The organism is Arthrobacter sp. LAPM80, from assembly GCF_046736435.1.
In the GTDB taxonomy this organism is placed as follows: domain Bacteria; phylum Actinomycetota; class Actinomycetes; order Actinomycetales; family Micrococcaceae; genus Specibacter.
In genome coordinates, this window is the sequence record NZ_JBCHVD010000006.1 from 101,676 (window position 1) to 113,976 (window position 12,301).

Sequence of the window (12,301 nt, forward strand, 5' to 3'; positions counted from 1 at the left end):
AACTAAAAGTTCATCCGCCGTGGCGGCTGCGGCGTGACAGCTTCGGACTATCGCGCCGGATAGCATGTGCCCTATGACTGAGTACCCTCCCGCTGCGGCCTCCCTGCCCGCCGCCCCCGCCAAACTGCCCGGGACCACGTGGCAGATCACCGCGTGGGCGCTGTGGGATTGGGGCGGGGCGGCCTTCAACGCGGTCATGACAACGTTCATCTTCACGGCCCTGTACCTCACGGGTGACGCATTTGGCGGTGCCGACGAGGCCACCGCGACCCTTGCCTTCGCGCTGTCCATCTCCGGGCTGGCCATCGCCCTGCTGGCGCCGGTTGCCGGCCAGCGCACAGACCACAGCGGACGGCGCAAGCTGTGGCTGGGCATCAACACGCTCATTGTGGTGCTGCTGACGGCCGCCTGCTTCTTTGTCCAGCCGCATGAGTCATTCCTGTTATTTGGCTGCCTGCTGATCGCCGCCGGCCATGTATTCTTCGAGATCGCAGGCGTGAACTACAATGCGATGCTGCTGCAGATTTCCACCCGGAAGAGCATCGGGAGGATCAGTGGTTTTGGCTGGGCTGCCGGTTACCTCGGCGGAATCGTCGCACTGCTGATCGTGTATTTCGCCCTGATCAAGCCCGAGGTCGGCATCTTTGGCATCACCAGCGCCGACGGCATGACGTACCGTGCAGTGGCGGTGTTCTCGGCCCTGTGGATCCTGGTCTTTTCCATCCCGGTGATGCTCGCCATCCCCGAAACCAAGCCGGATCCGAATATGCCAAAAGTGGGATTCTTCCAGTCCTACAGGGAGCTCTTCCACACCATTGCCAGGCTCTGGAACACCGAGCGCCACACCGTGTATTTCCTTGTCTCAAGTGCAATCTTCCGTGACGGGCTCGCCGCGATTTTCACGTTCGGCGCGGTGCTGGCTGTCGGATCCTTTGGCTTCAAGACCGGCGATGTGCTGATCTTCGCCATTGCAGGGAACGTTGTGGCGGCGATTGGCGCCTTGTCGGCTGGCTTCTTCGATGACAAATTCGGCCCCAAGGCGGTCATCCTGACCTCCCTGGTCGGGCTACTGGTTTCAGGCACCGCACTGCTCTTTCTCGACGGAAAAAACGCGTTCTGGGTGTTCGGGCTGATCCTGTGCCTGTTCGTAGGCCCGGCGCAGTCCTCGGCTCGGACTTTCATGGGCCGGTTAGCGCCCGAAGGCCAGGAGGGTGAACTTTTTGGCCTGTACGCCACTACCGGCCGCGCCGTGTCCTTCCTTGCCCCGCAGCTTTTCGGTTTATCCATCCTCATCTTCGGGGCACAACGTTGGGGCATCCTCGGCATTCTGGCCGTCCTGCTGCTGGGCCTGCTGCTGATGCTGCCGGTCAAGTCCCCGCACCACGTTAAATGACACCGCTTGCGGGATTCGACACCGGTAGAACGGTGTCGAATCCCGCAAGCGGTGTCATTTTCGCGAAAGCGGCGTGTTAGATCTTGGTGATGTGGAAATTCTGGAAGGACTTGGACGCCGTCGGGCCGCGCTGGTTCTGGTAGCGGTTCAGGTACGGTCCGGTTCCGTAGGGGTTCTCGGCCGGGGAGGACAGCTGGAAGAAGCACAGCTGGCCAATTTTCATGCCGGGCCACAACTTGATGGGCAGGGTTGCCACATTGGAAAGTTCCAAGGTGATGTGGCCGGAGAATCCGGGGTCTATAAAGCCTGCTGTTGAGTGGGTCACGATGCCCAGACGTCCAAGGGAGGACTTTCCTTCGAGGCGTGCGGCAATGTTGTCAGGAAGCGTCACGGTTTCATAGGTTGAGGCCAGCACGAACTCGCCGGGGTGCAGGATGAAGGGCTCATCCGGCGCAACTTCAACCATGCGGGTCAGCCCGGGCTGCTCCTCGGAAGGGTCGATGTGGGCGTAGCGGTGGTTGTCGAACAGGCGGAAGAACCTGTCGATGCGCACGTCGACGCTCGATGGTTGCACCATGGCGGGGTCAAAGGGGTCCAAGACAATGCGCTTGGCGTCAATTTCGGCACGTATGTCGCGGTCAGAGATCAGCACCTTCTAAAAATAGCGTATTCATGCGGCGAACCCCGCGACAAGGGGTTTGCCGTCCCGGCCCGTAATTTACGCACCGGACTAATTTTGCCTCCGACAGCGTTGCTAACAGGGGCATCAAATGCATTCCGCGGCTAAGGTAATAGGCATGAATATTGAAGAGACTCCTCTTCCGGGGATTGGCGTGCGCAGGGAGCTAAAGCTTGCAACCGGTCGGCGCGTGGGTGTTGTGACGCACCGTGACGGGCGGACCGAGCTGATCCTCTCGCGCGTGGACGACCCCGATGCGTGCGCCGAGTCCATCCCCCTTGGCGCCGACGAGGCCGCAGCACTGGGACAGTTGCTGGGTTCGGCCCAGCTCATTGCCCAGCTCAGCGCCGAACAGGAAAACGTTTCCGGCGTCAGCACGCACCAGATTATGATCCGCAAGGGCTCTGCGTTTGCGGGTCGCACCATGGGCGAAACCCAGATGCGCACCCGGACAGGCGCCTCCATTGTGGCGTTGTTGCGCGACGGCGACGTGGTGGGTTCACCGCGCCCGGATGAGGTCCTGCACGTGGGCGACATGGTTGTCATTGTCGGCACTGACGAAGGACTGGCGGAGGCTGCCCTCATTTTGCAGTCCAGGGCGTAAGGCAGCCATGAATCCAACGACCCTCTCACTCATTCAGCTCGGAATAGTCTTTTTCGGGCTCGGATTCTTGGGTCGTTTGGCGGGGCGCATTGGCATGTCCCCCGTCCCTCTGTATCTTTTGGGCGGCCTTGCCTTTGGTGAAGGCGGCTTGGTCAACCTTGGCGGCATCGACGGCTTTGCGCACATTGCCAGCGAAATTGGCGTCATCCTGCTCCTGCTTATGCTTGGTCTGGAATATACGGCCAAGGAACTCGTAACGGGCCTGAGGCAGTCCTGGATGGCAGGGCTTGTGGACCTGGTGCTGAACATGCTCCCGGGGGTTGCCGTTGCCTTGATCCTAGGCTGGGGACCCGTGGGTGCACTGGTCATGGCCGGCATCACCTACAGCTCCTCCTCCGGCATCATCGCGAAGGTCCTCGGTGACCTTGGCCGCCTGGGAAACCGTGAAACACCGGTCGTCTTGGCCATTTTGGTCATTGAAGACCTTGCCATGGCCGCCTACCTTCCCATCCTGACGGCCGTCTTGGCGGGTGTTTCCTTCCTGGGCGGGCTTACAGCCCTCGGAATTTCACTAGCAGTGATCACCATCGTGCTTGTCGGCGCCCTGCGCTATGGGCACATGGTCTCGAACGTGTTGGACAGCCCAGACAGGGAATCGTTCCTGCTGAAGCTGCTCGGTGCCGCCCTGCTGGTGGCCGGTTTGGCGTCGGCATTGCAGGTCTCGGCCGCCGTTGGTGCGTTCCTGCTGGGCATCGCCATTTCCGGCGGCACGGCCGAGAATGCCACCCGCGTCCTTGAACCCCTGCGCGATCTTTTTGCCGCGATGTTCTTCGTGCTTTTCGGACTCAACACCGACCCGCGCACCATCCCCCCTGTTCTGGGTGTGGCACTGCTACTGGCCGTTGTCACGGCCATGACCAAGATTGCGACGGGGTGGTGGGCCGCCCAACGGCAGGGAATCGCGGTGCCCGGCCGCGCCCGCGCAGGTGCCGCACTGATTGCGCGCGGTGAATTCTCGATCGTCATCGCAGGCCTGGCCGTTGCGTCAGGTGCGGTGCCGAATGAGCTCGCAGCCTTGGCCACGACCTACGTGCTGATCATGGCTGTCAGCGGCCCCATCGCCGCCCGTTATGTTGAGCCCGTCGTGCGACTCTTGCAGGGGAAGAAACCGGAGCCCGAGCCCGAACCGGTTTTTTAGCGGCCCTCTCTCCCTGTTGGGACCCGCACGACGGCGGAACGATAGCTTGTGCCGGCACCCCCCCTTTTGCGTGGACTCACCCCTGGGTGAAACCGCCCCTGCCTTTTGGGCACTGCTGCCCGTTCCCGAGGCTGGCCCGGCGCCCTCAGCGACGCCGAATTCGCCGCGGTGAACGCCTCAATCATCAACTGAAAGCTGTAGGCGCAGCCCCGCAGCCGCACCACCGGCTTTTCCGCCGTCGGACACGCGCGTGTCACTGGTCAAAACCACCCGTGTGCACGGGCTAGAATCAATACCGGAACAAGGGAGCCCGCGGGCTCCCGACGTTTCACTGCGGGCGTAGCTCAATGGTAGAGCGCTAGCTTCCCAAGCTCGATACGCGGGTTCGATTCCCGTCGCCCGCTCTGTGTGACTGTTGCCCCTGGATTTATGCAGGGGCAACAGTTGTTTAACGGCGCGTGCGTGTACTGTCAGGCTTGGGGCATTGGGGCCCCATCTTAAGGGAGCTGACATGGGCAACACCGCATCACAAGATACCGAAGCAGCCGGGTTGCGCCTGGGAGTTTTGGCAAAGTCGCGCAAGCCGGATGAACGCCGCGCACCCATCCACCCGGATCATTTCGTCCGCATTGAGCCGGAAATCCGTGCGCAGATGATTGTCGAGGAAGGCTACGGGCTCCGTTTTGGCATGTCCGACGACGTCCTGGCCACCCTCGTGGGCACCGTCGCCTCCCGCGCGGAGGTCATAGCGCAGGCCGACGTCGTGCTGCTGCCAAAACCGCAGGCCGCCGACCTGGCCGAGTTGCGGGACGGGCAAATTCTGTGGGGCTGGCCGCACTGTGTCCAGGATCGCGCCATTACACAGCTGGCCATTGATAAGAAGCTGACCCTGATCGCCTTTGAGGCGATGAACCATTGGGCGTCCGACGGCGGTTTTGGCCTGCATGTCTTCCACAAGAACAACGAATTGGCCGGCTACTCCTCCGTCATGCATGCGCTGTCGCTGATCGGATCCACCGGGGATTACGGACGCAGGCTCAAGGCTGCGGTGATCGGTTTTGGCGCCACGGCACGCGGCGCGGTGACGGCCCTGAGCGCCCTGGGCGTCCATGACGTGGCGGTGCTGACGAGCCGCAACGTGGCCGCCGTCGCCTCGCCGATCCACTCGGCCGAGATGGTGCAGTTCGATTTCGCGCCCGAGCCTCCCAACGCCGGTTTCGTCATGCTCGACGACGGCGAGGCGCCCCTGGGCTGGTTCCTAGCCGAGGCGGACATCGTGGTCAACTGCACCCTGCAGGACCCCAACGCGCCAATGACGTATCTGACGGAGGCGGACCTTGACGCGTTCCGGCCCGGCAGCCTGATTGTGGACGTCTCCTGCGATGAGGGCATGGGCTTTAGCTGGGCGCGCAACACCACCTTTGCCGACCCGATCTTCACTGTGGGCGAGAACGTCAACTACTACGCCGTGGACCACACGCCGTCGTACCTGTGGAATTCGGCCACGTGGGAGATCAGCGAGGCCCTGCTGCCGTTCATTGAAACTGTGCTGGGCGGCCCGCAGGCCTGGACAGGCAGCGACACCATTTCCCGCGCCATTGAAATTCACGACGGCGTCATCCAGAACCCTGCCATCCTCACGTTCCAGCATCGGCAGGAAGACTACCCGCACCTGCCCCTGGCTGACTGATCGGAAGGCTGGCGCGCCCCGGCTTTTTAGCGGTATTGGCGCACCAGCGGACAGTCAAACGGGTCAGCGGCCGACAACCCAACTCTGTTCAGGTAGGCAACCACAATGGCGTAGGACTCGAGCAGTGACGTCTCGGTGAACTCGATGCCGTTGCGTTCACAGCACCGGCGGACAAGGCCGTTGGCACGGCGCAGTTCGGGCCGGGCCATGTCCGGGAACAGGTGGTGTTCCACCTGGTGGTTCAGCCCGCCCATGAGGGTGTCCATGAAGAATCCGCCACGAATATTGCGGCTTGTCACCACCTGGCGGGTCAAAAAATCCACCCGGCTGCCGGCTTCCAGAATGGGCATGCCCTTGTGGTTCGGCGCAAATGCGGCACCCATGTAGAACCCAAACACACCCATTTGCACGCCGACAAAGGCCACTGCCATGCCCCACGGCAGCAGCAGGAACAACAGCGTCAGGTAGCTGCCAAACCGCAGGACAAGCAGCCCGATCTCCACGTACCTGTACCGAACTCCCCTCTGGCCAAACAAGGTCTTGGCCGAGGCGAAGACAAGGCTGAAGCCAAGGAACAGGATCAGCGGGAACAGCAACGTGCCCTGGTGGCGGGTCACGACGGCGGCAAGTCCGCGCTTTGTCGCCGCACCTTCCTCGTGGAACGCCACCACGCCTGTGTTAATGTCGGGGTCCTTGCCCTTGACGTTGGGATTTTGGTGGTGCGCCGTGTGCTTTTGCACCCACATGGCATAGCTCATGCCCACCAGCAGCGGCCCCAGTATCCTTGCCGTCCAGTCGTTGGCCGCGCCCGAGGCAAACACCTGGTGGTGGGCTGCCTCATGCGCCAGAAATGCGAACTGGGTGAACAGCACGCCCAGCACGGCGGCAATCACCAGCTGGAACCAGCTCCGGCCCAACAACACGAAGCCGGCACCGGATGCCCCCAGGATCAGCAACAACACCGAAAATACCACTGCATAGAATGTTCGACGACGGCGCATCAGCCCCTGCGCACGCACACTTTTCAGCAGCACGGAATATGACTCAATGACGGGATTGGGCAGCTTGTGCGCGTTCATGCTGCACCGCAGAACGCCGCCACCTTGACCACACCCGCTTGGCCGAGTGAAACGGAGGGGAAATTATCCATGACATGCGCCTTCTGGGCGATGCGCGGGGGCGGACACACAAGGTGGTTCTGTCCGGTCGTCAGGGCGTGCCCATACCGTCTCATTATGCGCCCAGAGGCTGCGGCACGACAATGAATCCGGGCCCCTCGTTAACCCCGGACCCGGCTTCACGGAAGCGATGCGAGAAGGGGCGGCTCAACCAGCCTTCGGCACAATAAACAGCGGTTGCCGAACGTTGCGAAGATTCAGTTGCAGTTTCAGCTGTCCGCGCCGGGCCAGGACAAGGCCAATCACCAATGCCGCCAGCAGCGGCATGGTCCCGGCAACCACCATGGCCCACTGCACACCGGCGTGTTCGGCCAGCCAGCCCATGAGCGGGCCCCCCAGCGCCTGTCCACCCATGAGCACCATGATGTACAGGCTCATGACACGTCCGCGAATGGCAACGTTGGTGGACATTTGCACCAGCTGGTTGGCGCTGGTGAGGAACAGCATCGACGCGAATCCTGCCACCACCATGACCACACCAAAGGTGACCATGGTGGGGGCCCATGCGGCAATGAGCAGCAGCGCACCATAGGAACCTGCAGCCGCCATGACCCCGCGCAACCGCAAGGTGGCAATGCGGGTGGAGGCCAGCGCCCCGCCCAAGGCGCCGAGCGCAACGAGAGTGTTCAGCAGGCCGTAGCCTCCGGCACCGGCGTCGAACACGTTGTTGGCGTAAGCGGCCATCAGTACCGCAAGGCTTAGGCCAAATACGGCGAAGACGGCTGCCATGACTGCCGGCCACAAAATGGTCGGTTTGCCCAGTGCGTAATGGATGCCTTCCATCAGCTGTCCCTTGCCACGCTTCACCGGCGGCATCTTGACCAGCTCAGCGGGGCGGATCAACATCAAAGACATCACCGTGATGGTGCAGGCGAGCGCGTTGGCGGCAAAAGCCCAGCCGCCGCCAACGGCCATGATCAGCACCCCGCTGACGGCGGGGCCGATCATGCCGCCCATTTGGAAGATGGAGGAGTTCAGGCTGATTGCGTTGCGCAGCTGGCGCGGGCCTACCAGCTCGTTGACGAATACCTGCCGCGCGGGCTGGTCAGCCACCACAACTAGTCCCAGGACGAAGGCGATGACATAGATGTGCCACACCTGAAGATGCCCCGTCAGCGCCAGGACTGCCATGATGGCGGCAAGCACACCGGCGGCACCCTGGCTGAGCATCAGGATCAGGCGCTTGGAGTACCTGTCGGCCAATATTCCGCCCAGCGGCATCAGGACCAGCGAGGGAAGGAATTGCATGAAGACTGTGATTCCGACGGCGGTGACTGAGCCTGAGAGTTCAAGCACCATCCAGTCCTGTGCAACCCGCTGCATCCACAGGGCAATGACGGCAAGAATGTTCGCCGAGGCAAAGATGCGGTAGTTGCGGATTTTCAGCGAGGAGAAGGTTTGACTCCACGGCGGGCGCGTCGTCACTAGGTTGATGGGTGCTGTCAGGGCGGCATTCGACGGGGCTGGTGCGGGCTTCAATGCGTTGGTCCTGAGATTCGGGGGGATGGATGGAGCCTTACCCTTGCAACCCTAGGCGGCGACGATTTATGTCGAAAGAGTATGATGCCTATAAATACTATTGAGATACGTAATAGTTGCAAGGAACTCCGCCGTGACAGACGCCCCCATTTTCGATCCCATCCAGCTCAAGAGCTTCCTGGCCGTGGCCGAAACACACAATTTCACCCGGGCAGCCGAACGCCTCGGCATCAGCCAGCCCACTGTCAGCCAGCACGTGCGCAAGCTGGAACACGCGGCCGGGCGCATGCTCGTCTCGCGGGACACCCGTGAGGTGCGGCTTACGGACAACGGCGATGCCATGGCAGGTTTCGCCCGCACCATCCTTGCCGCCAACGATGTGGCAACACGGTACTTTTCCGGCGCCGCCATGCGCGGGCGGCTGCGTTTCGGCACGGCGGACGACCTCGCGATCACGGGCCTGCCCCGGATCCTGCGTGAATTCCGCCAACTGTATCCACAGATCAACCTCGAGCTCACCGTTGGCCAGAGCGACCAGCTGCACCGCCGCCTGAAGGCTGGCGCCCTTGACCTGGTGTTTGTGAAGTGGGTGTCGGGCGCGCAGGAAGGCGAGGTGGTCAAGCGCGACACCTTCACCTGGGTGGGGCTGGAACAAACAGTCCTCGAGCCGGGCGCACCCGTTCCAGTCATTGCCTACCCGGCGCCGAGCCTGAGCCGCAAACTCGCCCTGAATGCACTCGAGGACGCCGGCCGGACCTGGCGCGTCACATGCACCACGAAACAAATCAGCGGAGTCCTCGCAGCCCTGCGGGCCGGCATCGGCATTGCCGTCATGCCGGCGTCGTTGGTTCCGGCGGACCTGACGGTCATCACCGAACGCTTTGACCTGCCGCCGGTGGGCGATGTGGACTTCACGCTGATTCGCAACCCGCTGGCCAACACCGAGGTCGTTGACGCCCTGACCCGGGCCATCATGGGCCGCAAACTCACCCCTGTCGGCGGGCGGTGACCCCACTCACAGCAACCTCTTCCCCTTGCGCGGTAGACTGGTGCCGTTATGATCCGAACAATGTTTAAATCAAAAATCCACCGCGCAACAGTCACCCATGCCGACCTGCACTACGTCGGCTCGGTGACAGTGGACGCGGACCTGCTAGACGCCGCCGATATCCTGCCGGGCGAACTTGTCGCCATCGTGGACATCACCAACGGCGCCCGCCTGGAGACCTACACGATCGCCGGCGAGCGCGGCTCGGGCGTCATCGGCATCAACGGCGCGGCCGCCCACCTTGTCGGTGTTGGCGACCTCGTCATCTTGATGACGTACGCCCAGATGACAACGGCCGAAGCCCTCGACTTTGTACCTTCAGTGGTCCACGTCGACGCGGACAACAGGATCGTGCATCTTGGCACCGATCCGGCGGAAGCGATCACCGAGGGCCTGTTGCGCCCGGCCCTGGCCCAAAGCCGCTAGCCCCCAGGTACAAGGACCCCAGTGCTGGCAGTCATCGAGGGGTTCTCCGTCGTCTGGCTCGTCATCCTTGTGGGCCTGTTCGTCGGCCGGCAAAAGGTGCTGGGCGAGAATGCGCAAGTGGTCCTGAGCCGCCTGTCGTTCTTCGTTGCCAGCCCCGCGCTCCTGGTGGAAACCCTGTCCCGCGCCGAACTGAGGACGGTTTTCGCCGAACCCCTGCTTGTCGCGGCCGTCAGCGCCTTCCTCACCGGCGGCGTGTTCCTTTTGATCATCAGATTCTGGCTCAAACGCCCCCTGGCCGAATCCTTGCTTTCTGCCATGTCCTCGTCAACGGCCAACGCAGCAAACCTCGGCATACCCATCGCCGCCTACGTTTTGGGCGACGCAGCGCTGATTGCGCCCGTCCTGGTTTTTCAGCTGGCCATTTACACCCCGTGCTACCTGATGCTCCTTGACAGCCTCACCAGCGGCCGCCGCGCCACCCCGGGGCGGGTGCTGGTGCAGATCATCCGCAACCCCATGATCCTGGCAACCATTGCCGGCCTCATCCTTGCCGCCACACAATGGAAGCTGCCGACCCTCGTCGCCGAGCCGCTCCACCTCATCGCGGGCGCCGCCATTCCCGCCATCCTGATCGCCTTCGGCATGTCCCTGGGCACCGGAAAGCCCTTGTCGGCAGCCGACGGACGGCGGAGCGACATCCTGCTCGCCACTTCGTTCAAGCTTGTCGTGCACCCACTCCTCGCCTACCTTTTGGGGCACTTTCTCCTCGGCATGGACGGGGCCGTGCTGTTCGCCGTCGTGGTTGCCGCGGCACTGCCCACGGCTCAGAACATCTACGTCACGGCTCAGCGCTACCAGGTGGGTGTCACCGTCGCCAAGGACACAGTGCTCGCAACCACCGTTCTGGCCATTCCCGCCATGTTTGCCGTGGCGTTCCTGCTGGGCTGACACGCCACAATACCCGCCAGCCCGAGCCGTTCCCGGCAACCGAATGTGATGCACGGTACTATTTCCTCATGGCTACCAAGACCCCAGCAGAGTTGATCGCGGCGCTTACGGCCGGCTACACATTCACCGGCTCCTCCATCGCCCTCGGCGCGGCCATCGTGGACGGTCAGGCCCGACCCGAGGCGCAGGTTTCCCTGCCGCTTGCCATGATGAACCGGCACGGCCTCGTGGCAGGCGCAACGGGAACCGGCAAGACAGTCACCTTGCACATGATGGCCGAACAGCTCTCAACGGCAGGCGTGCCCGTCTTCATGGCCGACATCAAGGGTGACCTCACGGGCCTGGCCACTGCGGCGGAGGGCAGCGAAAAACTCACGGCACGCACGCAGGCGCTGGGCCAGCACTGGGAATCCAAGGCGTTCCCCGTGGAGTTTCTTGCCCTGGGCGGCAATGGCAACGGCGTACCCGTGCGTGCAACCATCACATCGTTTGGCCCCATCCTGCTGGCCCGCGTGCTGGGCCTGAACGAAACACAGGAATCGAGCCTGCAGCTGGTGTTCCACTACGCGGACACCAAAGGCCTTGAGCTGTATGACCTCAAAGACCTGCGCGCCGTCATCCAGTTCCTGACCTCCGAGCCAGGCAAGGCGGATCTGACCGAACTTGGCGGACTCTCAAAGGCCACAGCCGGCGTCATCCTGCGCAACCTGATCACCCTCGACGCGCAGGGCATGGGTGAGTTCTTTGGCATGCCCGAATTCGACACCGCCGAGCTACTGCGCACAGCTCCCGACGGCCGCGGCGTCATCACGTGCCTGGAACTGCCCAGCATCCAGGACAAGCCCCTGCTGTTTTCCACGTTCCTCATGTGGCTGCTGGCCGACCTCTTCCGCGACCTCCCCGAGGTGGGCGACGCCGACAAACCCAAGCTGGTATTCTTCTTCGACGAGGCCCACCTGCTATTCACAGGCGCCAGCAAGGCATTCTTGAACGCCATCACCCAAACTGTCAGGTTGATCAGGTCCAAGGGTGTTGGCATCTTCTTTGTCACTCAGACCCCCAAGGACGTCCCCGGCGACGTCCTGGCCCAGCTGGCCAACCGCGTCCAACACGCCCTGCGCGCCTTCACACCGGATGACGCCAAGGCACTCAAGGCCACGGTGTCAACGTTCCCCACCAGCGACTACGACCTCGAAGAGGTCCTCACCTCCCTGGGCATCGGTGAGGCAGTTGTCACAGTCATGAATGAAAATGGCGCCCCGACGCCCGTTGCGCTCACCCGCATGCGCGCCCCCGGTTCGCTCATGGGACCCAGTACGGAGGACGCAATCAAGGCAGTGATCGCCGGTTCGGCCCTGCTGCCAACGTACGGTACCGCCGTCGACCCCGTCTCAGCCTACGAAAAGCTGCAGGCGCCAGCCACAGTTCCCAGCACGGGACCGGCCGTGGGCACGCCGCTTCCCCCGCCGCCTCCGGTTGCGCTTCCGGTTCCCGCGAACGACGGCGGCGGCATGGCCTCGGAGGTCATCGGCGCCTTGGGCGGGGCGCTGGGTGGAGGCGTCAAGAGCATGATCCGTTCCATGGGCAGCTCCCTGGGCCGGAACTTGATGCGTGACATGTTTGGCACGGCACCGCGAAAGCGCAAGCGCTGACCCGGG

At 62.9% G+C, this 12,301-nt stretch carries 11 protein-coding genes and 1 tRNA gene; 9 read left to right on the plus strand and 3 right to left on the minus strand.

The window, feature by feature from the left end; translation table 11 throughout:
* Positions 1–73: 73 nt before the first annotated feature.
* Entirely contained in the window at positions 74–1,393 is a 1,320-nt protein-coding gene (locus tag AAGW05_RS08290; protein WP_411804035.1) for an MFS transporter, read from the plus strand.
* Between the two features lie 76 nt (positions 1,394–1,469).
* Here AAGW05_RS08290 and dcd read toward each other — a convergent pair whose 3' ends face one another.
* Positions 1,470–2,045: a dCTP deaminase gene (dcd, locus tag AAGW05_RS08295; protein WP_411804036.1), complete on the minus strand. Its 576-nt coding sequence runs from the start codon at positions 2,043–2,045 to the stop codon at positions 1,470–1,472.
* A gap of 145 nt (positions 2,046–2,190) precedes the next feature.
* Between dcd and AAGW05_RS08300 the strand changes: the two genes are divergently transcribed.
* The 4 genes from AAGW05_RS08300 (at position 2,191) to AAGW05_RS08315 (ending at position 5,564) form a co-directional block, all read left to right on the plus strand.
* Complete coding sequence (locus AAGW05_RS08300) at positions 2,191–2,676, plus strand: cation:proton antiporter regulatory subunit (protein WP_411804037.1); 486 nt, start codon at positions 2,191–2,193, stop codon at positions 2,674–2,676.
* A 7-nt stretch (positions 2,677–2,683) separates the two neighbouring features.
* Positions 2,684–3,874 carry a cation:proton antiporter gene (locus tag AAGW05_RS08305; RefSeq protein WP_411804038.1) on the plus strand — a complete coding sequence of 397 codons (1,191 nt, stop codon included), beginning with the start codon at positions 2,684–2,686 and terminating at the stop codon, positions 3,872–3,874.
* Positions 3,875–4,207: 333 nt separating this feature from the next.
* Positions 4,208–4,278, plus strand: a tRNA-Gly gene (locus AAGW05_RS08310).
* A 107-nt stretch (positions 4,279–4,385) separates the two neighbouring features.
* Positions 4,386–5,564, plus strand: a complete 1,179-nt coding sequence (locus AAGW05_RS08315; protein ID WP_411804039.1) for a N(5)-(carboxyethyl)ornithine synthase — start codon at positions 4,386–4,388, stop codon at positions 5,562–5,564.
* A gap of 26 nt (positions 5,565–5,590) precedes the next feature.
* On the opposite strand, the gene AAGW05_RS08320 is transcribed toward AAGW05_RS08315, so the two are convergent.
* Entirely contained in the window at positions 5,591–6,643 is a 1,053-nt protein-coding gene (locus AAGW05_RS08320; RefSeq protein ID WP_411804040.1) for a fatty acid desaturase family protein, read from the minus strand.
* Between the two features lie 246 nt (positions 6,644–6,889).
* Positions 6,890–8,221, minus strand: a complete 1,332-nt coding sequence (locus AAGW05_RS08325) for an MFS transporter (RefSeq protein ID WP_411804041.1) — start codon at positions 8,219–8,221, stop codon at positions 6,890–6,892.
* A 148-nt stretch (positions 8,222–8,369) separates the two neighbouring features.
* Here AAGW05_RS08325 and AAGW05_RS08330 point away from each other — a divergent pair, with 148 nt between their 5' ends.
* The 4 genes from AAGW05_RS08330 to AAGW05_RS08345 all read left to right on the plus strand — a co-directional run bounded on the left by AAGW05_RS08330 (position 8,370) and on the right by AAGW05_RS08345 (position 12,295).
* Positions 8,370–9,230 (plus strand): LysR substrate-binding domain-containing protein, encoded by an 861-nt coding sequence (locus AAGW05_RS08330; protein WP_411804127.1) that lies wholly within the window; start codon positions 8,370–8,372, stop codon positions 9,228–9,230.
* A gap of 48 nt (positions 9,231–9,278) precedes the next feature.
* Positions 9,279–9,695 carry an aspartate 1-decarboxylase gene (panD, locus tag AAGW05_RS08335; protein ID WP_411804042.1) on the plus strand — a complete coding sequence of 139 codons (417 nt, stop codon included), beginning with the start codon at positions 9,279–9,281 and terminating at the stop codon, positions 9,693–9,695.
* A 21-nt stretch (positions 9,696–9,716) separates the two neighbouring features.
* Positions 9,717–10,643 (plus strand): AEC family transporter, encoded by a 927-nt coding sequence (locus tag AAGW05_RS08340; RefSeq protein WP_411804043.1) that lies wholly within the window; start codon positions 9,717–9,719, stop codon positions 10,641–10,643.
* A gap of 68 nt (positions 10,644–10,711) precedes the next feature.
* Entirely contained in the window at positions 10,712–12,295 is a 1,584-nt protein-coding gene (locus AAGW05_RS08345) for a helicase HerA-like domain-containing protein (protein WP_411804044.1), read from the plus strand.
* Positions 12,296–12,301 lie beyond the last annotated feature (6 nt).